This window comes from Bacillus sp. PS95, assembly GCF_037963565.1.
GTDB lineage: Bacteria > Bacillota > Bacilli > Bacillales > Bacillaceae > Bacillus > Bacillus subtilis.
Map to the genome: position 1 here is coordinate 2,850,711 of NZ_CP150160.1, position 24,210 is coordinate 2,874,920.

Annotated in this window: 40 protein-coding genes and 1 riboswitch; of the genes, 4 read left to right on the forward strand and 36 right to left on the reverse strand. The window is 42.2% G+C overall.

What is annotated here, in order from left to right; genetic code table 11:
- Positions 1-40 precede the first annotated feature (40 nt).
- The 28 genes from NSQ12_RS14905 to NSQ12_RS15040 form a co-directional block, all read right to left on the reverse strand.
- Positions 41-292, reverse strand: coding sequence for a hypothetical protein (locus NSQ12_RS14905; RefSeq protein WP_339175036.1), 252 nt, complete (start codon positions 290-292; stop codon positions 41-43).
- A gap of 126 nt (positions 293-418) precedes the next feature.
- Positions 419-1,363, reverse strand: a complete 945-nt coding sequence (locus NSQ12_RS14910) for a DUF2971 domain-containing protein (RefSeq protein WP_339175038.1) — start codon at positions 1,361-1,363, stop codon at positions 419-421.
- A gap of 93 nt (positions 1,364-1,456) precedes the next feature.
- Positions 1,457-1,669, reverse strand: coding sequence for a helix-turn-helix domain-containing protein (locus tag NSQ12_RS14915; protein WP_024713902.1), 213 nt, complete (start codon positions 1,667-1,669; stop codon positions 1,457-1,459).
- 291 nt (positions 1,670-1,960) lie between these two features.
- Entirely contained in the window at positions 1,961-2,098 is a 138-nt protein-coding gene (locus NSQ12_RS14920) for a hypothetical protein (RefSeq protein WP_339175040.1), read from the reverse strand.
- Between the two features lie 102 nt (positions 2,099-2,200).
- Positions 2,201-2,716, reverse strand: a complete 516-nt coding sequence (locus NSQ12_RS14925) for a sigma-70 family RNA polymerase sigma factor (protein WP_032722297.1) — start codon at positions 2,714-2,716, stop codon at positions 2,201-2,203.
- A 13-nt stretch (positions 2,717-2,729) separates the two neighbouring features.
- A complete protein-coding gene (locus NSQ12_RS14930; RefSeq protein ID WP_015715375.1) occupies positions 2,730-2,858 on the reverse strand; it encodes a hypothetical protein in 129 nt (42 codons plus the stop codon).
- Positions 2,859-2,950: 92 nt separating this feature from the next.
- Positions 2,951-3,121 (reverse strand): hypothetical protein, encoded by a 171-nt coding sequence (locus NSQ12_RS14935; RefSeq protein ID WP_015715374.1) that lies wholly within the window; start codon positions 3,119-3,121, stop codon positions 2,951-2,953.
- A 181-nt stretch (positions 3,122-3,302) separates the two neighbouring features.
- Positions 3,303-3,428 (reverse strand): hypothetical protein, encoded by a 126-nt coding sequence (locus NSQ12_RS14940; protein WP_269886522.1) that lies wholly within the window; start codon positions 3,426-3,428, stop codon positions 3,303-3,305.
- The gene (locus NSQ12_RS14945) at positions 3,428-3,856 is read right to left on the reverse strand and encodes a YopX family protein (protein WP_095252451.1); all 429 of its coding nucleotides are present in this window, start codon (positions 3,854-3,856) and stop codon (positions 3,428-3,430) included. The genes NSQ12_RS14940 and NSQ12_RS14945 overlap by 1 nt, the downstream gene beginning before the upstream one ends.
- Positions 3,853-3,984, reverse strand: coding sequence for a hypothetical protein (locus tag NSQ12_RS14950; RefSeq protein ID WP_272516060.1), 132 nt, complete (start codon positions 3,982-3,984; stop codon positions 3,853-3,855). Before NSQ12_RS14950 ends, NSQ12_RS14945 begins: the two co-directional genes overlap by 4 nt.
- Before the next feature lie 125 nt (positions 3,985-4,109).
- Positions 4,110-4,358: a hypothetical protein gene (locus tag NSQ12_RS14955; RefSeq protein WP_339175050.1), complete on the reverse strand. Its 249-nt coding sequence runs from the start codon at positions 4,356-4,358 to the stop codon at positions 4,110-4,112.
- Positions 4,355-4,717 (reverse strand): VWA domain-containing protein, encoded by a 363-nt coding sequence (locus NSQ12_RS14960; protein WP_339175052.1) that lies wholly within the window; start codon positions 4,715-4,717, stop codon positions 4,355-4,357. The genes NSQ12_RS14955 and NSQ12_RS14960 overlap by 4 nt, the downstream gene beginning before the upstream one ends.
- A 31-nt stretch (positions 4,718-4,748) precedes the next feature.
- The gene (locus tag NSQ12_RS14965; protein WP_041345368.1) at positions 4,749-4,955 is read right to left on the reverse strand and encodes an XtrA/YqaO family protein; all 207 of its coding nucleotides are present in this window, start codon (positions 4,953-4,955) and stop codon (positions 4,749-4,751) included.
- An 80-nt stretch (positions 4,956-5,035) separates the two neighbouring features.
- Positions 5,036-5,203: a hypothetical protein gene (locus NSQ12_RS14970; protein ID WP_017697393.1), complete on the reverse strand. Its 168-nt coding sequence runs from the start codon at positions 5,201-5,203 to the stop codon at positions 5,036-5,038.
- 119 nt (positions 5,204-5,322) lie between these two features.
- On the reverse strand, positions 5,323-5,781 hold the full coding sequence (locus NSQ12_RS14975; protein ID WP_169058013.1) for a DUF1064 domain-containing protein: 459 nt from the start codon (positions 5,779-5,781) through the stop codon (positions 5,323-5,325).
- A gap of 135 nt (positions 5,782-5,916) precedes the next feature.
- The gene (locus tag NSQ12_RS14980; RefSeq protein WP_032722307.1) at positions 5,917-6,408 is read right to left on the reverse strand and encodes a YopX family protein; all 492 of its coding nucleotides are present in this window, start codon (positions 6,406-6,408) and stop codon (positions 5,917-5,919) included.
- Between the two features lie 93 nt (positions 6,409-6,501).
- Positions 6,502-6,645 (reverse strand): hypothetical protein, encoded by a 144-nt coding sequence (locus NSQ12_RS14985; RefSeq protein ID WP_169058014.1) that lies wholly within the window; start codon positions 6,643-6,645, stop codon positions 6,502-6,504.
- Entirely contained in the window at positions 6,642-7,589 is a 948-nt protein-coding gene (locus NSQ12_RS14990) for an ATP-binding protein (protein WP_128484036.1), read from the reverse strand. Before NSQ12_RS14990 ends, NSQ12_RS14985 begins: the two co-directional genes overlap by 4 nt.
- Entirely contained in the window at positions 7,474-8,172 is a 699-nt protein-coding gene (locus NSQ12_RS14995; RefSeq protein WP_163136152.1) for a DnaD domain protein, read from the reverse strand. The genes NSQ12_RS14990 and NSQ12_RS14995 overlap by 116 nt, the downstream gene beginning before the upstream one ends.
- A 164-nt stretch (positions 8,173-8,336) precedes the next feature.
- Positions 8,337-9,251: a recombination protein RecT gene (gene recT / locus NSQ12_RS15000; RefSeq protein ID WP_169058015.1), complete on the reverse strand. Its 915-nt coding sequence runs from the start codon at positions 9,249-9,251 to the stop codon at positions 8,337-8,339.
- Positions 9,244-10,194: a YqaJ viral recombinase family protein gene (locus tag NSQ12_RS15005; RefSeq protein ID WP_169058016.1), complete on the reverse strand. Its 951-nt coding sequence runs from the start codon at positions 10,192-10,194 to the stop codon at positions 9,244-9,246. Before NSQ12_RS15005 ends, recT begins: the two co-directional genes overlap by 8 nt.
- Complete coding sequence (locus NSQ12_RS15010; RefSeq protein WP_032722312.1) at positions 10,194-10,382, reverse strand: hypothetical protein; 189 nt, start codon at positions 10,380-10,382, stop codon at positions 10,194-10,196. The genes NSQ12_RS15005 and NSQ12_RS15010 overlap by 1 nt, the downstream gene beginning before the upstream one ends.
- A 102-nt stretch (positions 10,383-10,484) precedes the next feature.
- Positions 10,485-10,688: a hypothetical protein gene (locus NSQ12_RS15015; protein WP_032722313.1), complete on the reverse strand. Its 204-nt coding sequence runs from the start codon at positions 10,686-10,688 to the stop codon at positions 10,485-10,487.
- A 174-nt stretch (positions 10,689-10,862) separates the two neighbouring features.
- The gene (locus NSQ12_RS15020; RefSeq protein WP_032722314.1) at positions 10,863-11,120 is read right to left on the reverse strand and encodes a YqaH family protein; all 258 of its coding nucleotides are present in this window, start codon (positions 11,118-11,120) and stop codon (positions 10,863-10,865) included.
- Complete coding sequence (locus tag NSQ12_RS15025; protein WP_032722315.1) at positions 11,117-11,686, reverse strand: helix-turn-helix transcriptional regulator; 570 nt, start codon at positions 11,684-11,686, stop codon at positions 11,117-11,119. The genes NSQ12_RS15020 and NSQ12_RS15025 overlap by 4 nt, the downstream gene beginning before the upstream one ends.
- A 56-nt stretch (positions 11,687-11,742) precedes the next feature.
- The gene (locus NSQ12_RS15030) at positions 11,743-12,471 is read right to left on the reverse strand and encodes a phage regulatory protein/antirepressor Ant (protein WP_032722316.1); all 729 of its coding nucleotides are present in this window, start codon (positions 12,469-12,471) and stop codon (positions 11,743-11,745) included.
- 46 nt (positions 12,472-12,517) lie between these two features.
- Positions 12,518-12,658 (reverse strand): hypothetical protein, encoded by a 141-nt coding sequence (locus NSQ12_RS15035; RefSeq protein ID WP_017696669.1) that lies wholly within the window; start codon positions 12,656-12,658, stop codon positions 12,518-12,520.
- Between the two features lie 53 nt (positions 12,659-12,711).
- On the reverse strand, positions 12,712-12,963 hold the full coding sequence (locus NSQ12_RS15040) for a helix-turn-helix transcriptional regulator (protein WP_032722317.1): 252 nt from the start codon (positions 12,961-12,963) through the stop codon (positions 12,712-12,714).
- Between the two features lie 172 nt (positions 12,964-13,135).
- Here NSQ12_RS15040 and NSQ12_RS15045 point away from each other — a divergent pair, with 172 nt between their 5' ends.
- The 3 genes from NSQ12_RS15045 to NSQ12_RS15055 all read left to right on the forward strand — a co-directional run bounded on the left by NSQ12_RS15045 (position 13,136) and on the right by NSQ12_RS15055 (position 15,455).
- Positions 13,136-13,519 carry a helix-turn-helix transcriptional regulator gene (locus NSQ12_RS15045; protein WP_032722318.1) on the forward strand — a complete coding sequence of 128 codons (384 nt, stop codon included), beginning with the start codon at positions 13,136-13,138 and terminating at the stop codon, positions 13,517-13,519.
- Between the two features lie 283 nt (positions 13,520-13,802).
- On the forward strand, positions 13,803-14,840 hold the full coding sequence (locus NSQ12_RS15050) for a hypothetical protein (protein ID WP_032722319.1): 1,038 nt from the start codon (positions 13,803-13,805) through the stop codon (positions 14,838-14,840).
- 138 nt (positions 14,841-14,978) lie between these two features.
- Entirely contained in the window at positions 14,979-15,455 is a 477-nt protein-coding gene (locus NSQ12_RS15055) for an ImmA/IrrE family metallo-endopeptidase (RefSeq protein ID WP_032722320.1), read from the forward strand.
- Between the two features lie 11 nt (positions 15,456-15,466).
- On the opposite strand, the gene NSQ12_RS15060 is transcribed toward NSQ12_RS15055, so the two are convergent.
- The 5 genes from NSQ12_RS15060 to sdhC form a co-directional block, all read right to left on the reverse strand.
- Positions 15,467-15,649, reverse strand: coding sequence for a LuxR C-terminal-related transcriptional regulator (locus tag NSQ12_RS15060; RefSeq protein ID WP_032722321.1), 183 nt, complete (start codon positions 15,647-15,649; stop codon positions 15,467-15,469).
- 115 nt (positions 15,650-15,764) lie between these two features.
- The gene (locus NSQ12_RS15065; protein ID WP_077671534.1) at positions 15,765-16,208 is read right to left on the reverse strand and encodes a thioesterase family protein; all 444 of its coding nucleotides are present in this window, start codon (positions 16,206-16,208) and stop codon (positions 15,765-15,767) included.
- 60 nt (positions 16,209-16,268) lie between these two features.
- On the reverse strand, positions 16,269-17,030 hold the full coding sequence (gene sdhB / locus NSQ12_RS15070; protein WP_003229569.1) for a succinate dehydrogenase iron-sulfur subunit: 762 nt from the start codon (positions 17,028-17,030) through the stop codon (positions 16,269-16,271).
- A 2-nt stretch (positions 17,031-17,032) separates the two neighbouring features.
- Positions 17,033-18,793: a succinate dehydrogenase flavoprotein subunit gene (gene sdhA / locus NSQ12_RS15075; protein WP_003229567.1), complete on the reverse strand. Its 1,761-nt coding sequence runs from the start codon at positions 18,791-18,793 to the stop codon at positions 17,033-17,035.
- Positions 18,794-18,826: 33 nt separating this feature from the next.
- Positions 18,827-19,435, reverse strand: a complete 609-nt coding sequence (sdhC, locus tag NSQ12_RS15080) for a succinate dehydrogenase cytochrome B558 (RefSeq protein ID WP_003222512.1) — start codon at positions 19,433-19,435, stop codon at positions 18,827-18,829.
- 292 nt (positions 19,436-19,727) lie between these two features.
- On the opposite strand from sdhC, the gene NSQ12_RS15085 reads away from it, so the two are divergent.
- On the forward strand, positions 19,728-20,174 hold the full coding sequence (locus NSQ12_RS15085; RefSeq protein ID WP_088467308.1) for a YslB family protein: 447 nt from the start codon (positions 19,728-19,730) through the stop codon (positions 20,172-20,174).
- 43 nt (positions 20,175-20,217) lie between these two features.
- Here NSQ12_RS15085 and NSQ12_RS15090 read toward each other — a convergent pair whose 3' ends face one another.
- The 3 genes from NSQ12_RS15090 to trxA form a co-directional block, all read right to left on the reverse strand.
- Positions 20,218-21,444 carry an aspartate kinase gene (locus tag NSQ12_RS15090; RefSeq protein ID WP_024572581.1) on the reverse strand — a complete coding sequence of 409 codons (1,227 nt, stop codon included), beginning with the start codon at positions 21,442-21,444 and terminating at the stop codon, positions 20,218-20,220.
- A 125-nt stretch (positions 21,445-21,569) separates the two neighbouring features.
- Positions 21,570-21,749, reverse strand: a riboswitch (Lysine riboswitch).
- 64 nt (positions 21,750-21,813) lie between these two features.
- On the reverse strand, positions 21,814-23,586 hold the full coding sequence (uvrC, locus tag NSQ12_RS15095) for an excinuclease ABC subunit UvrC (RefSeq protein WP_044052482.1): 1,773 nt from the start codon (positions 23,584-23,586) through the stop codon (positions 21,814-21,816).
- Positions 23,587-23,721: 135 nt separating this feature from the next.
- Positions 23,722-24,036: a thioredoxin gene (gene trxA, locus NSQ12_RS15100; RefSeq protein ID WP_003222500.1), complete on the reverse strand. Its 315-nt coding sequence runs from the start codon at positions 24,034-24,036 to the stop codon at positions 23,722-23,724.
- Positions 24,037-24,210 lie beyond the last annotated feature (174 nt).

A 24,210-nucleotide genomic window follows, 5' to 3' on the forward strand; every position in this document is an offset into this window, starting at 1 on the left:
GGAACAAAGAACAAAAAAGCACCCCGAAGGATGCTTTTGATTAAATTTCTGAAGGTATAATCGATTTTGCTGCAAACAAATTAATATTCCCGCATCTGTCACAAACAAGACCAATTGCAGGGATATGATGCCCTCCTAAAACCGTATCATATGGACTGTCTTGCATATCTACCCTTACGTATTGGTCTAGAAGGATAATATCTTGGCAACCACATTTGTCACATGGACGAAGAGCACCTTTTTCTTGTATAGATTTTTGTATCTTTCTTTTTAGTTCTTCTGAAAAAGCCAATGTTCTCACCTCCCACCTTATTATCGGTTAAGGAGCGTAACAAAGGAAGTATTTGCAAAATTTGTCGAACGAAAGCGCCCTTCATAAATAGGTGGCAGTCGTAAGACAAAAAACCACTTTGAATCACTAATATCTATAAGGTATTTTAGATTTATTAACTGAGTTTTCATCAAGATGGTCATAACCATTGACTTCTAAAAATTTCAGTATTCCGTCTTTTGCTATATCCATATTATTCTTTGGACCAATTGTTAAACCTTTAATTGCATTTTTATCATGAATTGGCACAGTGAGATAAGGAATAAAAGTACCATTTGAAACTCTACAAGAATAGTCTAAGCATTGCGACTTCCAATTTTTAGGGACTAATGCTATTCTATACTCCTCTTCCTGAGAAAAACATGAATCCTTAAAAAATATAGAAAAAGCTTTTACCAATAGTGCTAAAACCCCATCCTGAAAACCCCATTCGTAACTCAAATCTCTCAAATCACTCAAATCACTCAAATCATGGTCAAGCTTATCTAATTTGTTTTGAAAAAACATAGTTACTCCAATAAACTTACTCATTAGTTCCACTATAATTTTCTTTTGTACTTTTTTATCGTAAATAACAGGGAATTTTAATAAATTATAATTATCCAATTTTAATTCATTGAATAAATTTTTGGGGTCAAGGATAATATTATAACCATCATTATTTGTATAATTAGACCAAAGTAAATTTGAATCTGAATTTGTAGTAAGTGACATTACGTAGACTGGTTTTTTTAAATCCTCAGATGCTATAGCATAATTAAAACGATCTAAAAAATTGCCTTTTGATTTACCACAAATCTCTGATATTACCTCTTCGCACAAATTGTAAGTATACCAAAGTTCATTTTTATCATTTAAAAAATTTGCATCAGATAACCAGAATTCTTGACGTTTTAAAATCCCTTCAACTCCATAGATATTTGTATAATGATAGAGTGATTTTATTTTCTTTTTGCTTTTTAATTTAGAAATAAGATAGTCTAAATCATGTTCAGTATCTATTTTTTCGGGTTTAATATCTGTTAATTTCATACCTTACCCTCCCAGTTTATTATCGGTGAAATTGTAAGGATAGGAACCATTTGCAAAATTTGTCGAACGAAAGCACCCTTTAGCTACGGGTGCTCATTTCTTCCTATGCTTTTGGAATTCCAATATATCCTCTTTAATAAAAAGCCTGTCCCTCGGCATTTCTTTAACCGGTTCAAGTTGACCGGTTTTAATTAGCTGATTAAGATATTGACGAGTAAAGCCCAATATTTCAATTGCTTCACTTGTATTAACGATCTCCTCATTCAAAAACTTTTTAATTGCATCACGTTCTTTAAGGCTGTACACCAAGCATCACCCTCTTTTTTCTCGATATTTTTGATAAAGGGAAATTGACTTTTCCACAATTGAAACAGCAAACAAAACAATTATGCATATATCTAAAGTTGTCTTTAATGGACTGGCTGCGACATGCTGCCGAACAAATAACATGTATCCCAAAGCAAGAAGGACAAAAATATCAGTTGACGTTCTGAGTTTTTCCATTTGTTGAAAGTGGCTGTATTAATTTTTCATTATTTTTTGTTTCTGTTATAATTTTACCAAGGGAGAAGCTCCACCTTCTCCCTCGGCTCAAAATCATCTGCGCTTTCTAGGACGTTGGCGTTTTTTGATTTTGGGCTTTTTTGTTTTAAGCTTTTCTCTGATGATGAGAATTTTTTCAAAGATAGTGAGTGCTGTAAGTATGATGCCCAGTATCACTGCGATTTTAGCCACTTTCGTTCCCTCCTTTCTATACTTTAATTATATACGATAACTTTACTCACGTCAAGTTAATTAGAGAATTTTTTTCCTTTATTCTCACAAAAAACAACCTATTCATGCTAAACAGAATAGGCTGTGTTCTGCTCTATTTTTCATTTTCAAACGGGAACGCTCAATGTTTTTCTGCACTGTTCCTTTTTTTATGTTCAGCAGCTGGGCGATCTCTTCGAAAGACATGTTTTGCACAGTGTGCATGATGAAAATGTCCTTTTCTCTTTCGGTAAGGACAGAAAGGGCATCAGCAATTCTTTCTTTGTCCCAATCGCTTACCTCTCCTTCTGGCTCCTGATTGATCGCATATTCTTCTGGCATTGCATCAATGATACGAGGATCAGCAAGAATCGTTCTTTGGTAAACGTCCCTTCTGTCAGCTCCCCGGCGCGCTCCTGGTTGTCTCCCGTTCTGCAGCCATTCGAGAGTGAATTCAATATCGCTGATCATACTGCCAATGATTTTCTTATCGTTCTTTTGTTCTGCTGTCATTTCAATTTCTGGTGTTTCCGAGAATGCTCGGTACATCTTTCTCGCTTCTTTTAACGCTCTTTTGTATTCAATGATTAAATCCTGCATGTTTATCCTCCTCTTATTTACGCTTAAAAGCGCCGCCTTTGCCTCTTCTGAGTGTTTGCCTGTCTTGCCCCATCATTTGCCGCCAAAACCGTTCAGAACGCTCCTGCGCGTTTTTATTGGGCTTTTTCTTTTCCTGTTTCATGTCATCCCTCCGCTCAAATAAAAAACGGACACCAAACAAACAGCGCTTAAGCTGTAAGTTCAGTGTCCGCAGGCTTTCCATCTTGGACTTATTTAGTTTTGTTCTGATGCCCATTTCAATCTGTTGTAATCTTCCGAGCTTATAGAAACACCTTCCGTTCCACAGTGTGCACAATGAACACCATTTGGATATTTAAGCTCTTCGATATATGTCCATTCTTCACAATCCTCGCAATAGTAGCTATGCAATTCATCTTTTGTCATTCCGCGCCCTCCTTCTCTTCCGGCGGCCACCATCCACGAACTAAGTACCCACTGATCGCCGCAGTAACTGACACACAGTTTAATCTCAAACTCGGATTGTCGAAATAATACGCCAGAATTATACCTATAGAATCAGAGATTAACAGAAACAAGATAACAGCCAATATTCTTAATGTGAATTTCACTCCGCGCCCTCCTTATTTTTCATATCAGACTCAACCTTTTTCATAATGTCCTTGATTTCATCTTTCTTGAATCCATGCATCGCCAGCAAGACATAAGCACCTAATTTGTCATTTGCGTTCATCACTCCGCGCCCTCCAATAACTCAGGATTTTGAAATACATCCCCTAGAATTGTGTTTGTTGCTGTCTCGGAAAACAACGGTCGGCACTCTTCTTTTTTCTCATTGACGATGCACCATGAGCCGTCAACCATTTTCACTTCGCCTATGAACGGTTCCGGGCCATATACACTTCCGATCGCTGTTTCCTCCTGCTGGACGATGTCCCTTGCATAAATGCGAGCTTCTTCTTCCTGTTCATCTTTCCAAATATCAAATTGATCTGTCCCTTTCATGAGCACCGCCTCTTCATCATCACTGGATACGACACAACCACCGCCAGAACTGTGCCATAAAAGCCAACTTCCGTCATTTTTTAAAGTTAGGCTTAAATGATCCTCGTCCCAATAATGCATCTGCTCGCCGTCCCAAACTCTGTATGCTGTGTTCATTTGTTTTCGGCCTCCTTTTCCTTTTCATAGGACTCAATTTGTTCGTTAACCAGATCCAAAACACTAGGCTGGCCCTCGTTCATCTTTTTGATCATTGCTTTCCAATTGTTATAGTCGATTTCGCTCACGCTATTTCCTCCTCAACGCCCATGCTGCAGCCACAATGCGGGCAGCGTGCATCTGGGCGGATTATTATATCTAATTCTTTGTGACCACATTCAGGGCAGCTGTATTCGATCATGCTGTCATCCCCCTATTCCCAGCCGACTGCGATTGCAAAGAATAAAACCAAAACCATCGCCCCAATGAGCCAACCGTTTGTCTTATCACGCTTTGCAATGATGGTTTCATCACCGATCATTTTCAGGTCATCTGACTTTGCCACGAGCACCGGTATGTAATCTGGATGCACTTTTAGAAGTTCCGCCGCCTGCTCAACTGTCATCGCTTCGTCTTTCGCGGCTTTGACTGCCCGTTGAAGCTCAACTTGTAAAGGGATCATTCCGCAACACCTTCCAATGCCAAATTGGCTGTAGTAATTGCAAATTGAAAGTTGCAAGCGTTAATATCATTGTTAGTCGAAGGCTTGAGAGTAGCGATTTTTTCTAATGCTTGTTTGAAACCATCACTCTCTTTAGTGATCCGCTGAATTTCTTTCTGAGCCTGCCGGAATTGATGAACCGTTACTTCCTGCTGACGCTTGTTTTCCTCGATGATTTCCTGACGCTTTTCAGCCAGTTCAGCTTGTTCAATCAGAAAGTGCCAAGCTTTTTCTAAACCTTCCCCGCATTCGGCGTATTTCTTTAACCAACTCGTGAAGATGGTAATATCAAATTTTTTAACTTCATCCAATTTATTCATGCCGTTCCTCCCCCGCAGGGGAAAGCCCCTGCTATTTGATTTTGAAACCTATTTCATGATCAACTCGAGCAAAGCTTCCCTTTGCCGTTTGAATGATTGTTTTGCCATGCTCCGGGGCTTCCAAGACATGTGCGGTGCCCTGGCTCCCGTCTAAAACGATAATCTGTATTTTGTCTGGCTCCATTGCCTGTTCGATTGTTGTATCTTTGCTTAAATTAATTTCTCTTGGGTTGTACATTCTTAGCGCCCCCTGTGCTATGATAGAAGTACCAGTTCATATCAAAGCGCCGGGGCTCTGCTTCGGTGCTTTTTTTGTGTTTAATAGTGATCCGGTTTCCATCCGGCCATCGTGAATGCTGGCGATGGTTTCAGATCCTCCCTGTAAACGATTGGATGCTTTTTCACGTATTCCGCCAGTTGTTCCGGAGTCATCTTCCATTCTTCAACCGGTCCTGGCTTGTAAGGATTGATGCTTTGCTGTTCCATGGTATCTACCTCCTGAATTGATCTTGGGAATTTCCGTGCCGCCGAGCTTCTTGCAATCAGAACCCATTCGGCTGGCGCATGCCTTAAACTGAGAGCAACGTGTCATACAGGCCATGAGCTTATCTTCTTCCTGCACCCACAACGGCCGATCGTCTGCGATTACCACGTTTAGCAGTGGACTTTCCCGCCTTTCTTTTGAGTTTTTTCAACTCGTCCAGCTCGATGAAGCCTAAAAAATCATCTAAAGCCAGTACCTTGAGTGGATTTTCATAACGCCGCTCATACAACTTGCGTTTGATGGCAAATTCTTTTGTTTCCACGCCTTTGATGTCAATGATCTCGATACTGCCGTCCAAATTATGAACCTCAAAATCTGCAATATATTCAATCTTCCGAAAAGTTTTGCCGTTCTTTTTGAATGCCTCTTGCAGCAGGAACCGTGGCTGCAGCTTAAAATCTTTGATCTGCTTGCTCACCTTGAGCCATTTCAGCTGCTCATAGTATTTGGCTTCGGCGATGCTGTGGAACGTGATGCCATCCACCTGTGTTTTTCTGGCGCCGTACTTATTTGCTGGCATGTGGTGCCTCCCCTATTCTGATTAGTAGTGTAAGAGGAAGGAATGAGAATTTTATAAACCGCATCCCGCCAACTGAAAGGATTTCAAAACCGATATTCCAATTTAGCAATGCCAATCCCCAGAAGAATCTTGGCATCATTCTGCCGCCTCCAAAAGCTCAGGATTTTCGTATATGTTGCCGATGACTTCCACATAACCGTTAAAAAGCAAATCGCCCAGACCATTTTCTATTTTTGAAACGTTCCAAAATCCCCATTTAGTTAACCATTCAACTTTTCCTATACCGGTATCAACTCCGCCTAACTCTTCCGCGCCGTTAGTGACTTTCACAATATCTCCCTCATAAATTTCTCGATCGTTCTTGTCCTTAAATCCGGTGTATTGCATCAAATAAAAGGGTTCATCATCTGGGTTCTGACCTAAAGCAGCAACACGTCCATCAGATGACTTTTTAAAATCTACACGGCCAATCCAAGCAAACGGACTGTCAAATTCCGGTTCAAATTCATTTTTAAACTCTGCATCGACTATTCCGTGTGTATAACCGCTTCTGTCTTGTGAAATCTCACTCACCCTAAACATGTGCTGATATTTATTGCTCCAAGCCCGAAACTTGATTTCCCTCATTCTCCTTACCTCCCGTCATTTTCTTCCCATTGCTGAATCTGCTTTTCTTTTGCTGGCGCCGTGAGTATGATGGCCGGCAGCAGGATCACCGCTTTAAGCACTGCGCATCAGCTCCATTTGTCTGATCTTTTCCTCAAGCACCCGAATAACCGGTGTGAGGTCCTTGCCGCCCTTTTGTTCAGTAGGCCCGAACAAATACATTCCTTTGGATCCTATAACGTTCGTTTTCTCGTTCAATCCCAATCACCCAATCTATGATTTAATTCCATCCGGTTGCCCTGAATGATCACCGTGTAATACTTGCACATCTGGTAAATCCGTGACCCTAGCGCCTCGTCAACGTCCAGCAGATCGTCCGTTGTGAGCTCAGAAGAGATCAGCAGAGGTTTATGGTTCAGGTAGCGATAATTCACAACTGACTGGATCTGTTCGACTTGCCATTCAGTTGCCCTTGGCTTCCCATCAACTGGCTTGAATAAGTCATCAATGAACAGCACATCTGCTTTTCTCATGGCGTTCAGCTTTGTTTCCAGCTGGTCAAAGTCATTTTTCAGATCACTCATGCCCTCAACGTAAGGGAAGTACAGGCAATGAGTTGATTTCTTCTTAATGAGATTGTTCATGATGGCCGTTAACAGATGCGTTTTGCCGCTGCCTGGCTGTCCCAGCAGAGCAATGCTATTGGCACGCTCTCCCTTGATCTTTTCAAAGTCTTTGAAGTATTCGACCGCACATTCATAGGCATCTTTAATCATTTGGGGTTTGCCATCTAATTTGAAGTTGCCAAACAACAGCTTTTCGAACTTTTCTGTAATGCCGCTGGCTGCCATGAGCTTCGCTATTTTCTTTTGTTTCACACACTCACATTGTTTGGAATACGTCGTTTTCCATTCCCGAGCCTTATCCGGCGTGCAAACCTTTCCTGCAAGGTAATCATCTTCAAGAACCATTTCATCAAGTGATAGGCTATCCAATGGCTTGTGTTCTTTTCTCAACCGCAGCTCAGTGTCTTTGTGGATGCGGTAGATCACAACGCCGCGATCCTTGCACTCAGAGCATTCATATTCAACCTTTTCTTCTGATTCGGCCTGTTCTGTTTCCCAGGAACGCGATCTTGCTTGAAGACCCTTCATCATTGCTTGGAACGCTGTGTCTATACTGACTGCTTTGTTTATTGCCATACTGTTGTTTCTCCTTTCTCTTTTGGCTTAATGGGTTGGACAGGATCGCCTCAATGTAGTTCAAGCCAACGTTGCTGCCTTTATTTCTGAAAGCCTTTTTCATTGCCTCGATGACCTTCTCTTCGCCGTAATCATCCACCATGTAGCCGATTCTTTGCGCCTCAATGGAGCCGATAGAACGAGCGACCTTATTTTCGAATAGCTCAAAAGCGTTTTTCATTTTCGGATCAACCTCCTGCGTTTCTTGTGGTGCTGGTGCAAGTTCAGGAACAGGCTTTTCTGATGGTTCCTGCTCTGATACAGGAGTTTCAAATGAGATCAGCCTGTATTGTCCTGCCTTCCTCCCCTGCGGCTTATATTCAATTCTTTTAAGATCAATCAGCATCTTTCGGTGTTTGATCAACGTATTTTCGGAAATCTCAATCTTTGCTTGCAGAGTGGTATTTGAAGTGGTGAACCACTCCCGCCACCCTGCTTTATTGTTGATGTGCAAAAGATGAAACCATAATGCTTGAGTTGTAGCAGACAACGGATTCGTTTCTAGCCAATTCATGAAGCCGTTCATTTCTTTCAGGTAGTTCATGGCTCACCTACTTCCTTTCACACAGTGCTGTCATTCCGCTGATGCGGACTAAACGTAAGCCAGGTTCATTTGTTCTGAGATAGCCTTCGACATAAGCACGGAACAGCTGCGCGCGATTTGGCGCCCCTTCCGTCAGCCACTTGTAACAGAAGGGGATGCCGACCTTAATCAAATGGGAGGTCATCTTCGCTGATGTCTACAGGCTTACCGTCAAAAGGGTCAGCATCCTGCGCACTTGGTTTTTCATTCGGCTGTTGAGGCTCACTCAAAAACTGATTGCCGCCTAAATCTAAAACATTATCGTCATATACGGACTGAGCTTCTGCTGTAATATCTTTTCTGACCGTCTCGTCTTGAGCTACTTGTCTTTGAATCTCAATACTGATCGGCAGATACTTCCACATTCTACGAATAACTGTTTTCTTCGCCATTTCTTCATAGTCTGTTTGCCATGGCCCGTTATCTTTTGATTTACTTCTCAAACGTACGTTTTCAATATCTTGTTTGCTGAATACATCGAATTGATACCCGCCGTCTTTGAAGTGAGCAACCGCATAAACATGAGTCATTTCGCCTCTGTGTCCCGTGCTCGGCTTATGAACCAGCTTAGGATGCAGACCCAATTCGTAGTCAAATTCGTCTTTTTCATAAACTGCATGAGCATATATGCTTTCGATGTGTCCCGAACGCCTGGCAAGATCAATCATTCCTTTATAGCCGATTATGAATTGAACCTCTTTTACCCATTGATCCGGCGCCCCATTTTGACCTTTGATCTTTTTGTTGAACGGTACAAAATAACAATGTCCAACCAACCCAGGTTCGAGTCCTAATTGAGCTGACTGCATGACTGCACCGAGCAATGAAGCTGGGGAACACTGCTGCAATCCCGGGTTGCTTCTAATAGTTGTTAAAGCAATCCTTGTGATCCGTTCAGGTGTGATATGTTCAGGTAAAGCCTTTTGAAGCTCCGGTTTCATATCATTGAGATAATCAGCTAACGTTTTAGGCTTATCCTCTTTTTGAACGCTATTCACTTTGTTTGCTAACTGATTGCGAATGTCGTCATTTTTAGCCATTGTCTTTTAACTCCTTCACATTGAATCGTCTATGAGTCGATACTTTACTGAATTTTTCAAAGAGCTCAGGGTGTTCAGCAGCAAATGCTTTTGTATCAAAACGGTTCGTCGTTACGGTTTTCCAAGTAACAAGCGCTTTTTCAGCATTGCCTACCTCATACTCCCCGAGCATCCCTTTTAATTGGTTTTCAGCTTCTTTGAGCCTTTCTTTGGCATTTTTCTCCTCAGCCTTAGCTGATTTGTATTGCTCAATGAGCTTATTTGCTGCCAGAGGAAGCTCTGTTTCATCTTCGAATCCTACAGGGTACATATGCGTTAAAAGCTCAGCAGAAGCCTCAGAACCATCAAACATAGGAGGGATCTCATTCTCAATATGGTTTTTCCAAAAGTCCTGTTCAATTTGAATCAGGTATGCAATGAGCTCTTCGTCTCGTTCAACCTTTTTGTAAACAAACTTGTTGCCGCCGATCAGAACAGCGATCCACCAAGCGCTTAACCCAGTAACAGCCATATAATGCTGACATTGAACCAGATACGCGTCCGGCACCTCCTCGCCGTCCCATTCACCTTTCAAGTATTCTGATGCTGTTTTACATTCTAGTCCTGCTCGTTCGCCGACTATTAATCTATCAACGTTCGCAAGCATAAACGGGTAATCAGGATGCTGTAAGATCGCTTTCCGCCTCCGCACCTTTTTACCAGTCCGCTTTGAAAATTCCCGGGCAACGGTTTCTTCGTGAATGTGCCCCCAGTATGCCGCCTCACTGGTTATATGCTCTTTAGGTGCCTGTCCGAGCTTGTCCAGATAAACTGACATTGGCGTTTTCCACTTACTCAGCCCAGCAATTGCCGCAGCATCGGAACCCCCGATGCCAGCGCGCCGAGCCTCAAGCCATTGATCCTCCGTCATGTTGTCCGTCGGCATGTAAACTTGTGCAAGCATCAGATCAGCCCTACCTTTCTTTTGTACTCTTCCGCACCAAGCCGCTGCCATTCCCGGTAATGGTCCATTGAAGGGAAACTAAACTGCGCTTTACCGTTTTTGGCGAATACAATTGAACCGCCGACCTGTCTTAAACGTTGCTGATCCTCCGCACGCTCGCTGAATGCCACTTTTACTGCTTTAGCCATGTATAAAACCTCCATTGATTTTCTTGAGGCTATCTGGTAAACTATTGGTACATGAGTTTTCAGATAGCTTTTATTTGAGTCCACTTGCCAGAGTGGGCTTTTTTATTGCTCATTTTTAAATTCAAAACCAAGATGCTCTTTTAAGTACCGCTCAAGGTTTTCTCTCAAGATGACTTCACCCTCAGCGTTATCTATCACGTAATCATCGACTGGCGTAACTTCATCCCCGAAAAAATCCTTTTGCGTTTCCGGCTCAGTCAGCCTGTCGTGCCAGTTGTTCAGAATCATTGGGTTTTCGACTTCCATTTTCCTCAGCTCCTTCTTTTGCTTTAGCAAGTTCAGCAAGACTGTCGATTGCATTTTCTAAAGAGTAAAATTCCTTATGCAGAATGCTCACAGCTCCTTTGATATCTTCCTCTGAATATGCCGCCTTTTGGGCATGTCGCAAGAAGCTTGCCGCGAGCTCAAATTTTCTGAGATTCATCCCAAACACCTACTTATCACTGCCAAATTGATTCCCCGCTGTTGCATTTTCATAGCTGTTTCATACAACCGCCCTTTATTCGCCAGTCGGCTGATATCCTCTGTAAGAACTTTGATACTTCCGGCTAGACTAATTGCCTCTTCATAATCACCATCACGCAATGCCTCTGAAAGCATGATAGAAAGCTCTTCCGCTGATTCAATTTTTCTTTTTGCAGCATTTACATCTGACTTCAAAAATTGATTAGTTTTCATGCCAGTACCGCCTTTCTTTCTTCTTGTTTTGCCATTGCAACCCGATCCATTAATGCTTTACGCGTCCACCTATCGGCCAGCTCTTGCATGCTTAAACCGTGACTCCGCACTAATGAATAAATCAGCGTTTTATTTGCTGGGATCAGATCAAATATTTGTTTGATGTCCCCCATCGGTATATCATCTGACCTTCCGGGCCGATCATTTGCCAACCAACGTGCCAGATGTTTTGTCGCTTGCAATGCCTCTTCGAGCTGATGAATCATATTGATAACTGCGCTACTTGCGCTCTCGTTTAACGCTGGATCAATAGGCGCCGCCGCTGTTGGATGAAGCTTAAACAAGAAGTGCACTAAATCAATATGTTCATATGCTCCGCAAGCTTCAAACCACTTGATACACAGATCAGGCGTTAGAGGAAAAATACCGTTTTCGACATTGGAGACATACGATTGATCTCTATTCCCGATAACCTTGCCAATTTGATACTGCGACAATCCCGCCCTTTTACGCTCCTGCTTGAGAATGCGGGGTAAATTGTCCATATTGTATGGATTGTTCGACATATGTTCGCCCCCTGATATATTTAGTTTTAACTGGTAAAATTTAAGTAATGAAGGAACTAGCTGGCTTGCTGTTTTTTCAGCTTATTGATGATGAAGGCTTGTCCCTTCGGAGTAATGCGCATTGTCAGCCAGGACTTCGGCGTACCTTTTACTTGGCGCACCCCCTGTGTGATCTCAAAGAAACCTCGCTCGATGTATTCCTGGTATGGCTCATTCTTGTTGGTCATGATCATCTTCCATTCGCGCAGCTTCTGGAACAATCGCTTTTCACCAATCATGATGCCGTTTTTCGAAGCAAGCTTTGCCAGTTCTCTCACAAGCAATGATTTTTCAGCCGCCATGCAACTCTGTGCAAAGTTGACCAATGGTTCTTGAATTTTCACTGTTTGTTCAAGTTGCTGCCGTTCTTCCTGCTCGCTGATCCATCGCTTTGCCCGGCTGACTGGATCTTCGATCATGTAGGACGGTTGAGTCATTTTTTGAAGCTCGGCTTCCATCCGGTTAAATTCAGCAATGTATTTTTCTTTGAACACTGCTGCTTTTGCACCCGTATAACCAAAAACCAAAAATGCGAGTCCATCACGTTTGATCAGATATTTTTTCAATGATCGTCCTGTTGGATCTTCATATTCACTCAACGAAAAATTTCGTTCAGTAAAATCTTTAGAGCAATTCAGTGTTTCAATGCTTTTTATTACATCGGCGTGTCGTTTTCCGAATACCTCAGCCACTGTTAGGCTGTCTGTTACGGCTTGGTTGCCTTCAATAAAAACAATTTGATTCATGCTGTTACCTCCTTGCTTGTCCACCAAAAAAAGGTGAAGCAGATAATTAAGCGTGTAGCCTTAATTCTTTTTTAGAAGTGAAGTACGGCTCAAGAGCTTTACGGAAACACTCTTCTCTGTCCATCGTTCCGTAATATTCTTTGCCCATCTTGATGTTTGTTGTTTTTTTCTTAGTTTGTTTCGCCATGTGATCACCTCACGTCAGTGTATTCGTGTTGGACGGTTGGACTAACCAAGAAATTAAGCAGAATGTACTGCATTACGCTCATTACTCGAAATGCGTACTTGATCATCAAAAAAAAGAGTCCAGTTAAAATCAAGAACTTCTGCTATAGACTTAGCTGTTTGAACTCCCGCATTACGCTCGCCTTGTTCAATTGAAGCGTAAGTAGTTCGTGCGATCTTTGCTTTAGCAGCAACATCTTTTTGAGTTAATCCTTTGTTTAAACGATGACACTTTAACCATTCTCGCTGTTTTGATTTAGTGGCCATTCCTTTCACCTCCACTACTCATTTCGTGTCGTTGAATATAATATACTACGCATTTAGAGTAATGTAAACCCCTTTCCCTAAAAAAAATACTCTTTTCGAGTAATTTAATATACTACGCTTATTGTGTAGTTATAATGTTCTTAGTGCCACAAAATGTGAGAGGCGATAAAATATGAACTTTTCAACCAAAATAAAGAAATTAAGAGAAGAAAAGAAGATGAAGCAACAGGAAGTAGCAGATAAGCTAGGTATTGCTCGTACAACCTACGCTTCATATGAGCAAGGGAAAAGAGAGCCAGATCATGAGACTCTAATAAAAATTGCTGACTACTATAACGTCACTATTGATTTTCTTTTGAGAGGAGAAAGCCAGGAGACACAAGATGAAATCTTCAACGAACAAGCAAGAAAGATTCTTGAAGATCCTGATACTCTGGTAGCTGCTGCTGATGGAAAGATAACAGCTTCAATTTTAGAGGCAGCTCAAAGAATTATTGCTGAGCAATTAAAATCAGGTAGACAACCCGGAGATATAAAAAACGGAAACAAAAAATAGTTACATAAGGATCTCTTTATCTTTATTTATTATTATTGTTTAGTTTAGTTTAATTAATGCTGAACACTTCGCCTCAAAATTTGAGGTAAACTATTCAGTTGAAACCATTTCAACCTCAATTTTTGAGGTGATCCGTGAGGTTATTTCTGCATTCAACCGCAAATTTTGAGGTAAAACATTCAGGGTTTTTCACTCAGATTTTAGAGAGAAAAAGTAAAAAAATCCTTTATTTAGACGATACAAAGAAAGAGATTGCACTTCATTATAAAAGGGGAAATTACAATTGAAAAAATGGTTATTAGGTATTGGAGCATTGACTCTTAGTTTTTCTTTAGCTGCATGTAGTTCTGACTCTTCAAGTAGTAATGAAAAATCTTCTTCAAGCAAGACAAGCTCACTTAGTGCTGAAGACCAGTTTAAAAAAGATGCAAAATCATATGCCTATGAAAAAGTAAATAGCGCAGGCATTAAGAAAGGGACAAAAATTGTCATTGAAGGCGATGTTACTTATGCCGATAACGTCAATGATGATGGGGATACAGTTTCTAAAAATGTTGAGTTTACTGTAAGTAAAAATAGCGATGGATCTGAAGTTTACACAGTAAGCAATAAAAGCGCTGATAAGTTCAAACTAAACGATACGGTTAAAATTTATGGTACATATGAAGGCAGAGCTGAAGGAAGTGCCCTTCCTAAAGTGAAAGCCGTTTACGTCGATAAAATTGATAAAGAAAAAGAGCAAGCTAAACAAGATGCTGCACTAAAAGAACAGTTTGAAAAAACTGGCGAAGGTGATATTGAAGGACTGGGCCACGTTAAAGATATCGGCGTTGGATATAACGACGAAGTCGGAATTGACGGTAAAGACACTCCTATAAAACCTGTTACGATGGGCAGCATGAAGCTTTATATTAACAGTGTCGACGTTCTCGAAATTCAACCAGATGATGATGCAAAATCACTTTATTTTAATGATCAAGATAAGGTTCGGGCTATTGTTGTCGATATGAAGGCCGAAAACACTTCTTCTAAGGACGTAACGTTTGACCCTAACCAAGCTGTTATTGTTACAAATACAGGAGAACAGCTTGAATCTGAAATGGGATTAATGGGTGAAGTAGGCGGAGACTTCTTAGGAAAAGTTAAAAAAGAAGGCCAGGCATGGTGGATACTTAAAGATAATTCAAAAGATATCACTAGTTTGAAAATGATTATTTCTCCTCCAAGTGATGCAAAAACCTATGATGATTTAGGAAGCGAGAAAAGACTAGATTTTGATATCTTGAGTTTTGAAGAAGCTAAGAAAAAAGATTCAAATTAAATTGAGCCCCTAAAGGGGGCTTTTCTTTTCGCTAAAAAAGGAACATATGTTTGTTCACCTTCGACAAAATAGGTGATAAGATACAATAAAGCCTATGATAAAAGTCACATATTTGGTTATTTAAGGGAGGTTTCATCTTTGAGATACACTAACAGCCATTTAGAAGATTGGATTGAACAGCTTTACAGGGAGATCAATATTACAAAGCCACATGAGATTAATTTTGATAGAATTGCTCAGGCCTTGGACATCTTAATTGTTTACAATCCGGAAACGAGTTTTGCTCTGCGATTCAACGGCATGTATACAATTTCTTTAGATTCACGAAAGACACGACAGGAACAGTGGCTGGATTTTGCTCATGAGGTTTGCCATGATTTTAGACACATGAACGATGATAAGATCATGCCTGCTTCGTGGAAACGATATTTAGAGTACCAGGCCAATTATTTTGCGTATCACTTTTGTATACCTACTTTCATGCTCCGAGCAATGGACATCCCCCGTAATCTATACGACGCAGTTCAAGTCATTGCCGATGCCTTCAAGGTTCCAGAGTCATTTGCGATGACCCGCATCAATATGTACTTCAATAAAAAACGACTCATCATATAAAAAAAGAGCCTCTAAAGGGCTCTTAGTTTGCGACCGGTATGCATACCATTTGAAATATGGTTTCGAACGGTTTTCTCACTGATAAATAGCTCGCTTGCAATCTCCTTTGTTGTCTTATCTTGAACGAGCAATTCGAACACTTCTCTTTCTCTTTTCGTTAGCAGCGGCTTCGATTGAAATTCTTTCTCCTTCAAGTATTGTAACCCTCCTTGCTAAGGTGAGAGCGAATCAGAAACGAATGGGTTTTGATATAGTCGAGATATCATATGTAAGAAGGGCGCAGGAGGTGACGTTTACAAGATAATTAGTTTATCGTGTATGAAGAAGCGTTTCTTTCTCCTCATCCGTCCAGCTGACAGCCTTGCCGCTTTCCTTTGAGACTTGAACCATCACGACTGCCCCGGTGAAGCAGGGTTCGCCTTCGAGGTTCTCTCCGAGATAGTGCAAGGTAAGAGATGAACTGCCGACTGCGCTTGTTTTCACATAGATGCGCAACTCTTCATAAGGCATGACTTGGCGCAAATAATCGCATTGCTGGCTTGCCACGACTGTCATGGTCTGTTTGTTTTCACTCATCATATTCAGCTGTTTAAAATAAGAAATCCGCGCCTCCTCAAAATATATAAAAGGGGTTACATTATTCATATGCCCAAACATGTCTGTCTCGGAAAATCTTACGGATACCTCATTAAAAAAAGAAAAGGATGTTTTCCACTCTTGAAACGGCATATCAATATAAGCGGGAAGCTTCATCTTTTTTCATCTCCTTATTGTTTAAAAAAACCTCTCCCATGCGGAAGAGGTTTTTTCTTCTTATACTCTGTCGCTTCCGAAGAAATTGCGGAACGCTTGTAAGTTTGTATCTCTATTCAAGGCTGCAATCGAAGTGGTAAGCGGAATCCCCTTCGGACAGGATTGAACACAGTTTTGCGAGTTGCCGCAATCTGCAAGGCCGCCTTCATCCATTAATGCTTCTAATCGTTCAGATTTATTCATGGCGCCTGTCGGATGCGCGTTAAACAGGCGGACTTGCGACATCGGTGCAGGCCCCATGAACTTCGATTTGCTGTTCACATTCGGGCAAGCTTCAAGGCAGACGCCGCATGTCATGCATTTTGATAATTCATATGCCCATTGACGGCGTTTTTCCGGCATTCTCGGCCCCGGTCCTAAATCGTACGTACCGTCAATCGGTATCCACGCTTTTACTTTTTTCAATGAATCAAACATTCTGCTGCGATCAACCTGCAAATCACGAACGACTGGGAATGTTTTCATTGGTTTTAAACGGATCGGCTGTTCAAGCTGGTCGATAAGCGCCGTGCAAGACTGGCGGGGTTTTCCGTTTATGACCATTGAACATGCGCCGCATACTTCCTCAAGGCAGTTCATATCCCATGTGACAGGGGTTGTCTTCTCACCTTTGACATTAACCGGATTCCGGCGGATTTCCATCAGAGCGGAAATGACGTTCAGATTCGGGCGGTATGGAATCTCAAATTCTTCATCATAAGGCGTGCTGTCGGCTGTATCTTGACGTGTGATAATAAATCGTATGGTTTTTTGTTCACTCATGATTATTTCGCCACCTTCTTCTTCGAGTAATCCCGTTTCCGAGGCGTTATCAGTGATACATCGACATCCTGATACTCAAATTCCGGCGCTTCATACGGGCTTACATGTTTAGCCATTGTTGTTTTGAGCCATTCATCATCATTACGTTCAGGATAATCCGGTTTATAATGGGCGCCTCGGCTTTCATTACGGTTGTATGCGCCAAGGGTAATCACCCTAGCAAGCTGAAGCATGTTTGAGAACTGGCGTGTGAACATCGCTCCCTGGTTGCTCCATTTTGTCGTGTCATTAATGTTGATCTTTTTGAAGCGCTCCATTAACTCCTGAATTTTGTCATCCGTTTTCAAAAGCTTGTCATTATGGCGGACAACCGTTACGTTCGCCGTCATCCACTCACCGAGCTCTTTGTGAAGAACATAGGCATTTTCGGTTCCGTCCATACTCATAATATCAGCCCATTTTTCTTCTTCTTTCTTAACGTGAGCGTCGAATAAAGATGAAGACATGTCTTCCGCTGAAGATTCTAAGCCGTTTACATATTTCACCGCATTCGGACCGGCCACCATGCCTCCGTAAATCGCAGACAGCAGGGAGTTCGCTCCCAAGCGGTTGCCGCCGTGCATAGAATAATCACATTCCCCAGCCGCAAACAGTCCAGGGATATTTGTCATTTGATCGTAATCCACCCATAAACCGCCCATAGAATAATGGACCGCCGGGAAGATTTTCATTGGGAGCTTACGCGGGTCGTCTCCCATGAATTTCTCATAAATCTCAATGATGCCGCCAAGCTTAATATCAAGCTCTTTCGGATCTTTATGAGACAGATCGAGATATACCATGTTTTCACCGTTAATGCCGAGCTTCTGGTTCACACACACATCAAATATTTCGCGTGTTGCAATATCACGCGGCACCAGGTTTCCGTATGCCGGATATTTTTCCTCCAGGAAATACCATGGTTTGCCGTCTTTATATGTCCACACGCGCCCGCCTTCACCACGCGCTGATTCACTCATCAGTCTTAGTTTGTCATCGCCCGGTATGGCTGTCGGGTGGATTTGAATGAATTCTCCGTTTGCATAATAAGCTCCCTGCTGATAAACGATTGATGCAGCAGATCCTGTATTAATCATGGAGTTCGTTGATTTTCCAAAGATGATTCCCGGTCCGCCCGTCGCCATAATGACAGCGTCTGAACGGAAGGATTCAATTTGCATGTTTGTCAGGTTTTGTGCAACAATTCCACGGCAGGTTCTGTCATCATCTAAAACAGCGCCAAGGAATTCCCAGCCTTCGTATTTTGTGACCAGACCCGCAACTTCGTATCTGCGCACTTGCTCGTCCAGTGCGTAAAGCAACTGCTGTCCCGTCGTCGCACCAGCATAAGCAGTTCTGTGGTGCTGTGTACCCCCGAATCGGCGGAAATCAAGCAGGCCTTCAGGCGTCCGGTTAAACATGACGCCCATCCGGTCTAATAAGTGGATGATCGAAGGCGCCGCTTCACACATCGCCTTGACTGGCGGCTGGTTGGCAAGAAAGTCTCCCCCGTATACCGTGTCATCAAAATGTTCCCACGGAGAGTCACCTTCCCCTTTTGTATTGACCGCTCCGTTTATGCCGCCTTGCGCACAAACCGAATGAGAACGTTTGACAGGAACGATGGAAAACAGCTTAACCGCCATTCCTGATTCCGCTGCTTTAATTGTCGCCATGAGGCCGGCAAGACCCCCGCCGACTACGATAATGCTTGATTGACTCATGATAGCCCCTCTCCCTCTAGTAATCTAGTACTCTTAAACAAATGCGAAAATCGCTTTTAAGCCTACGTATGACAGTGCAACAAAAATAATCAGCGTAACGTATGTCGAAATTCTTTGAGAACGAGGCGTTACCGTGATGCCCCATGTAACAGCGAAAGACCATAAACCGTTCGAGAAGTGGAAAATTGTTGATAAAACACCGACAATGTAAAAACCAAGCATAGCCGGAGAGCTCAAAATATTCGCCATCATGTCGAAATTGACCTCAGCACCCATTTGTGCGGCAATGCGGGTTTCCCACACGTGCCAGCTGACGAAAATGAGGGTGATGATACCGGTTACACGCTGCAGGACGAATAGCCAGTTTCTCATGTAGCTGTATTGGCCTGCGTTATTTTTCGCAGTAAACGCTATGTACACACCATAAACTGCATGATAAATTAATGGTAAGAAGATAATAAAAATTTCCAAGGCATACCTGAAAGGCAGGCTATCCATAAAATGAGCAGCGCTATTGAATGCTTCAGCGCCCCTTGCGGCAAACTGGTTGACGACTAAATGCTGAATAAGAAAGATGCCGACCGGTATGACGCCAAGCAAGGAATGCAATCTTCGAAAATAAAACTCTCTGTTCCCAGACATTACTTTACCCCCTGTTTGATAAGTGCGAAATGTGCTAAATCTCTTCCCCCACTTCTTTCAATTGTAAGCACTTTATTAAGATTTATTGACAATTTCATTTTACTCCTCCCTCAAAAGGGCGTCAAGAAAACGCGTACATAAATTATAATTTTCCGAATTGATTAGTTGATTGAAAAATTTTATTTTATCAATATATATTTCTTGCTTAATTTTTCATAAGAATTACAGGATCATTCTGTAATCCTCCCCCCTGTTTGAGCTATAATATACGCAGGAGAGAGGGGAGACAGATATGAAGTCTAAATTTGAAGCATCTATTGACAACCTAAAAGAAATTGAAATGAACGCCTATGCCTACGAACTAATACGAGAGATCGTTCTCCCAGATATGCTTGGCCAAGATTACTCTTCCATGATGTATTGGGCAGGAAAACATCTCGCCCGTAAGTTTCCTCTTAAATCATGGGAGGAATTTCCGGCCTTCTTTGAAGAAGCGGGCTGGGGAACCCTCACCAACGTAAGCGCTAAAAAACAGGAGCTTGAATTTGAACTTGAAGGGCCGATTATTTCCAACCGGCTTAAACATCAGAAAGAACCTTGCTTTCAGCTGGAGGCTGGTTTTATCGCTGAACAAATTCAATTGATGAATGATCAGATTGCCGAATCATATGAACAAGTGAAAAAGAGAGCCGATAAAGTGGTTCTGACTGTGAAATGGGATATGAAAGACCCAGTGTAATCAAAAAGGCGGTGACTGCATAGTCCCGCCTTTTTGATTGTCATTACACAGCTGAAGGGTGTTTTGAAAGCTCAAATGCATCGTGAAGCGACTCGACTGCTTTCACCATGTCATTTTCGCTTACGACTGTTGACACTTTGATTTCAGAAGTGCTGACCATTTTGATTAAAATGTTTTTTTGCGCCAGTACAGCAAACATTTCAGCCGCTACACCAGGATTTGAGACCATGCCGGATCCAACAATGGATACTTTAGCCAATTTGCTTTCTGTCTCGATTTTCTCAAATTCCAGCGCGTCTTTATACTCTTCAAGCACCGCAACGGTTTGGTCTGCATCTTCTGTTTTGACAGAGAAGGAAATTCCAGTCTTGTCCTCGGCCTGCGTTTGGATAATGATATCCACGTTTATGTTTCTTTTGGCAAGTGTCGTAAAAATAGTAGACAAAGTTGTCAGGCCGCTAGTCAGCCCGTAAATGGTTACTCTTGTGATTTGATCTTCAAATGCAATGCCTCTGACAATTAAATTCTGTTCCATGGATGATTCCTCCTCAATTAATGTTCCCGCTTCGGTTTCTGTACTTGAACGCACTTCTAACGGCACTTGGTAATTTTTCGCGAACTCAACTGCTCTTGGATGAAGAACGCCGGCGCCTAAATTGGCAAGCTCAAGCATTTCATCGTATGAGATGCCCGCAAGTTTTCTCGCTGATTTCACATAGCGCGGATCAGTTGTAAACACGCCTGGCACGTCTGTGTATATGTCACATTTATCAGCTTTTAAAGCGGCAGCCAAAGCAACTGCTGTTGTATCTGAACCGCCCCGGCCCAATGTCGTAATTTCACAATCCTCTGTCATGCCTTGGAATCCTGCAACAATGACAATTTTTCCTTTTTCAAGCTGGTCTGCTAAAACCGAAGTGTCGATATCTGTAATTCTGGCGTTTCCGTGAATGGCCTCCGTACGGATTCCCGCCTGCCAGCCAGTATAAGACACAGCATCATAGCCTTTTTCCTGCAATGCCATTGAAAGGAGTGAAATCGTGACCTGCTCGCCTGTCGCCAGCAGCATATCCATTTCGCGTTTGCTCGGCTGGTCAGAAATAGCTTTTGCAAGGCTGACCAATTCGTCAGTGGATTTTCCCATTGCTGAAACGACGACAACGACTTGATGGCCTTTCTGTTTTTCTGCAATTGCGCGGTTTGCCGCATTTTGAATTTTTTCGACTGAGCCGACGGAAGTGCCTCCGAATTTTTGTACAATAAGACCCATGTATTACCACCCTTTACATTTTGGTTCGTGCGGGTGAGGAGAAAGAGCGCTTTGTCCACAATAAAAAAAGCAATGAGAGGAATACTCTCATTGCTTATCAATTAATCATCATAAATGATTATGAACAACGAGATAGCCCTCCAAGAAAATGATTTCTTGACAGCCTTACATTTATTCAATGCACGGCCAGCAAATAATACCGATGGGGTTTTATTTGCTTCGGCGACGCTCCCCTTTCAGCCTTTTTCACAGAATCCATCTTTCTCCAAAGGCATACTCTTGAAGTTCGCACCTCTATCTTCACCATATAACACGATCTAACTATGAAATTAGTTCACATTTTATCAGATCTTATTTAAAAGGACAACATTATTTTTGCAATTTGTCGTAAAGGAGCTGAGCCGCCGCTGTGGGAACACCGGCTTTTTTGATGTCCTCAAGGCTTGCTTCCTTCATTTTTTTAACGGAACCGAAATGCTTTAACAGCATTTTCTTTCTTTTCTCTCCGATACCCGGGATGTCGTCCAAAACGGATTGAAACGCGCTTTTGCCGCGGATTTGCCTGTGAAAACTGATTGCAAAACGGTGCACCTCGTCCTGAATGCGCTGCAGGAGGTAAAATTCCTGGCTGTTTCGTTCCAGATACACCACCTCCAGCGGCTCACCGATCAGTAAATTTGAGGTTCTGTGTTTTTCATCTTTCGCTAAACCGGCGATCGGGATATCCAAGCCGAGTTCATTTTCAATGACATCCCTTGCTGCGTTGATCTGCCCTTTTCCTCCGTCAATGATAATCAGATCGGGCAGCGGCAGATTCTCACGAAGCACTCTCGTATAGCGTCTTCTGACAACCTCTCTCATAGAACCGTAATCATCCGGCCCTGTAACAGTTTTGATTTTATATTTGCGGTATTCCTTTTTGTATGGTTTGCCATCGATAAACACAATCATCGCGGAAACCGGGTTTGTCCCCTGTATGTTTGAGTTGTCAAACGCTTCAATTCTGTGCGGCGTATAAATATTTAATGCCTCACCTAGTTTCTGCACTGCCCCGATTGAACGCTCCTCGTCCCGTTCGATTAAAGAGAATTTTTCTTTCAATGCGATTTTCGCATTTTTATGGGCAAGCATGAGCAGTTCTTTTTTCGGGCCTTTTTTCGGCTGGTGAACGTTTGTTTCCAGCAGCTGCTCGATCATAGATTGATCTACGCTGTCCGGAACTAAAATCTCCTTCGGAAGGAAGTGGTTGTTTTTTGAATAGAACTGCCCGATGAACGTGAGGAACTCTTCATCTGCTTCCTGATAAAGCGGGAACATGCTGACATCGCGTTCAATGAGCTTTCCTTGGCGGATGAAAAAGACCTGCACGCACATCCAGCCTTTATCGTACGCGTACGCGAATACATCACGGTCGACTAGATCGTTCATCGTCATTTTTTGTTTTTCCATCGTTGATTCAATATGGGCCATTTGGTCACGAAGCTCTTTTGCTCGTTCAAACTCAAGATTCTCAGCAGCTTCATGCATTTTCTCTTCAAGCTCTTTTTTGACCTCATTATAGCCGCCCCTTAAGAAACGTGTAATGCTTTCAACCAGCTCTCTGTTCGTCTCTTCGGAAATATCCTTTACACACGGAGCGAGGCATTGGCCCAGATGATAGTAAAGGCACACTCTGTCCGGGAGCTTGGAGCATTTTCTGAGAGGATACAGACGGTCGAGCAGTTTTTTTGTTTCCCTTGCTGCCTGTACATTCGGATACGGCCCGAAATAGCGCCCTTTGTCTTTTTTGACATTGCGGGTGACAATCAGCCTTGGGTGGCGTTCATGGGTGAGTTTTATGAAAGGATAGGTTTTGTCGTCTTTGAGCATGACGTTGTATTTCGGATCATGCTTTTTGATCAGATTCATTTCTAAAATAAGCGCTTCAAGATTGGAGGACGTCACGATATATTCAAAATCCTCGATTTCCGTCACAAGCCTTTGGGTTTTCGCGTCGTGAGAACCGGTGAAGTAGGAGCGCACTCTGTTTTTCAGCACTTTTGCTTTCCCTACGTAGATCACAGTCTGCTGCCGGTCCTTCATGAGATAACAACCCGGTTGATCAGGAAGGAGGGCGAGTTTTTCTTTCAGTTGTTTGTTCATATGTTACCCTTCCTTATGTTTAATCCTTTATTTCCAGTTTAACACGAACGTTTGTTTTTCTCTATGATTCACAATTGGCGAATAAAAAAAGCGATCCCTCAATCGGAATCGCTCTGGCATGTAAGCAGCGGAAAATTAAAGATGTTTGTTTACAAGCTCTTGAAGCGCTTCTTTTGGTTTGAAGCCGACTGAAGTTTCAACTACTTCGCCGTCTTTTAACACAAGAAGAGTCGGGATGCTCATAACGCCGTATTTTCCGGCAGTTTCTTGGTTTTCATCTACATCAATTTTTACGATTTTCAGTTTGTCTCCCATTTCTTGATCCAATTCTTCAAGAACAGGTGCAATCATTTTACAAGGTCCGCACCAAGGAGCCCAGAAGTCTGCCAGTACGACGCCTTCACTTGTTTCAGCTGAGAAAGATTGATCAGTTGCTTTTACGATAGCCATTATTGAATTCCTCCAATGTGAAATGATGATTTTTAGTATAGCATCTCCCATTCGTTCACGCTATTTTAATGCTTACAAATTATTTTTTCCTGATCACAGCCGGTTTACTCATTTTTATATGGTTGAATGGGATATGCTCTTTTTTTAAAACACAAATCTGATAATGGCCCCGAT

What these genes read in the sequence shown, in the direction of transcription:
- recT (WP_169058015.1), bottom strand. Translation starts at nt 9,251, where the DNA reads ATGGCTAAAAATGACGACATTCGCAATCAGTTAGCAAACAAAGTGAAT.
- NSQ12_RS14965 (WP_041345368.1), bottom strand. Translation starts at nt 4,955, where the DNA reads ATGTACAACCCAAGAGAAATTAATTTAAGCAAAGATACAACAATCGAA.
- NSQ12_RS14970 (WP_017697393.1), bottom strand. Translation starts at nt 5,203, where the DNA reads ATGGAACAGCAAAGCATCAATCCTTACAAGCCAGGACCGGTTGAAGAA.
- NSQ12_RS14940 (WP_269886522.1), bottom strand. Translation starts at nt 3,428, where the DNA reads ATGAACGCAAATGACAAATTAGGTGCTTATGTCTTGCTGGCGATGCAT.
- NSQ12_RS14925 (WP_032722297.1), bottom strand. Translation starts at nt 2,716, where the DNA reads ATGCAGGATTTAATCATTGAATACAAAAGAGCGTTAAAAGAAGCGAGA.
- NSQ12_RS14980 (WP_032722307.1), bottom strand. Translation starts at nt 6,408, where the DNA reads ATGAGGGAAATCAAGTTTCGGGCTTGGAGCAATAAATATCAGCACATG.
- NSQ12_RS15035 (WP_017696669.1), bottom strand. Translation starts at nt 12,658, where the DNA reads ATGGCGAAACAAACTAAGAAAAAAACAACAAACATCAAGATGGGCAAA.
- sdhC (WP_003222512.1), bottom strand. Translation starts at nt 19,435, where the DNA reads ATGTCTGGGAACAGAGAGTTTTATTTTCGAAGATTGCATTCCTTGCTT.
- NSQ12_RS14945 (WP_095252451.1), bottom strand. Translation starts at nt 3,856, where the DNA reads ATGAACACAGCATACAGAGTTTGGGACGGCGAGCAGATGCATTATTGG.
- NSQ12_RS14960 (WP_339175052.1), bottom strand. Translation starts at nt 4,717, where the DNA reads ATGAATAAATTGGATGAAGTTAAAAAATTTGATATTACCATCTTCACG.
- NSQ12_RS15040 (WP_032722317.1), bottom strand. Translation starts at nt 12,963, where the DNA reads ATGGCCACTAAATCAAAACAGCGAGAATGGTTAAAGTGTCATCGTTTA.
- NSQ12_RS14955 (WP_339175050.1), bottom strand. Translation starts at nt 4,358, where the DNA reads ATGATCCCTTTACAAGTTGAGCTTCAACGGGCAGTCAAAGCCGCGAAA.
- NSQ12_RS15090 (WP_024572581.1), bottom strand. Translation starts at nt 21,444, where the DNA reads ATGGGTCTTATTGTACAAAAATTCGGAGGCACTTCCGTCGGCTCAGTC.
- sdhB (WP_003229569.1), bottom strand. Translation starts at nt 17,030, where the DNA reads ATGAGTGAACAAAAAACCATACGATTTATTATCACACGTCAAGATACA.
- NSQ12_RS14995 (WP_163136152.1), bottom strand. Translation starts at nt 8,172, where the DNA reads ATGAACTACCTGAAAGAAATGAACGGCTTCATGAATTGGCTAGAAACG.
- NSQ12_RS14930 (WP_015715375.1), bottom strand. Translation starts at nt 2,858, where the DNA reads ATGAAACAGGAAAAGAAAAAGCCCAATAAAAACGCGCAGGAGCGTTCT.
- NSQ12_RS15020 (WP_032722314.1), bottom strand. Translation starts at nt 11,120, where the DNA reads ATGAAAACTAATCAATTTTTGAAGTCAGATGTAAATGCTGCAAAAAGA.
- NSQ12_RS15025 (WP_032722315.1), bottom strand. Translation starts at nt 11,686, where the DNA reads ATGTCGAACAATCCATACAATATGGACAATTTACCCCGCATTCTCAAG.
- NSQ12_RS15005 (WP_169058016.1), bottom strand. Translation starts at nt 10,194, where the DNA reads ATGCTTGCACAAGTTTACATGCCGACGGACAACATGACGGAGGATCAA.
- NSQ12_RS14990 (WP_128484036.1), bottom strand. Translation starts at nt 7,589, where the DNA reads ATGGCAATAAACAAAGCAGTCAGTATAGACACAGCGTTCCAAGCAATG.
- NSQ12_RS14935 (WP_015715374.1), bottom strand. Translation starts at nt 3,121, where the DNA reads ATGACAAAAGATGAATTGCATAGCTACTATTGCGAGGATTGTGAAGAA.
- NSQ12_RS15010 (WP_032722312.1), bottom strand. Translation starts at nt 10,382, where the DNA reads ATGGCTAAAGCAGTAAAAGTGGCATTCAGCGAGCGTGCGGAGGATCAG.
- NSQ12_RS14910 (WP_339175038.1), bottom strand. Translation starts at nt 1,363, where the DNA reads ATGAAATTAACAGATATTAAACCCGAAAAAATAGATACTGAACATGAT.
- NSQ12_RS15065 (WP_077671534.1), bottom strand. Translation starts at nt 16,208, where the DNA reads ATGAAGCTTCCCGCTTATATTGATATGCCGTTTCAAGAGTGGAAAACA.
- NSQ12_RS15085 (WP_088467308.1), top strand. Translation starts at nt 19,728, where the DNA reads ATGAAGTCTAAATTTGAAGCATCTATTGACAACCTAAAAGAAATTGAA.
- uvrC (WP_044052482.1), bottom strand. Translation starts at nt 23,586, where the DNA reads ATGAACAAACAACTGAAAGAAAAACTCGCCCTCCTTCCTGATCAACCG.
- trxA (WP_003222500.1), bottom strand. Translation starts at nt 24,036, where the DNA reads ATGGCTATCGTAAAAGCAACTGATCAATCTTTCTCAGCTGAAACAAGT.
- NSQ12_RS15030 (WP_032722316.1), bottom strand. Translation starts at nt 12,471, where the DNA reads ATGAATCAAATTGTTTTTATTGAAGGCAACCAAGCCGTAACAGACAGC.
- NSQ12_RS15015 (WP_032722313.1), bottom strand. Translation starts at nt 10,688, where the DNA reads ATGGAAGTCGAAAACCCAATGATTCTGAACAACTGGCACGACAGGCTG.
- NSQ12_RS14975 (WP_169058013.1), bottom strand. Translation starts at nt 5,781, where the DNA reads ATGCCAGCAAATAAGTACGGCGCCAGAAAAACACAGGTGGATGGCATC.
- NSQ12_RS15045 (WP_032722318.1), top strand. Translation starts at nt 13,136, where the DNA reads ATGAACTTTTCAACCAAAATAAAGAAATTAAGAGAAGAAAAGAAGATG.
- sdhA (WP_003229567.1), bottom strand. Translation starts at nt 18,793, where the DNA reads ATGAGTCAATCAAGCATTATCGTAGTCGGCGGGGGTCTTGCCGGCCTC.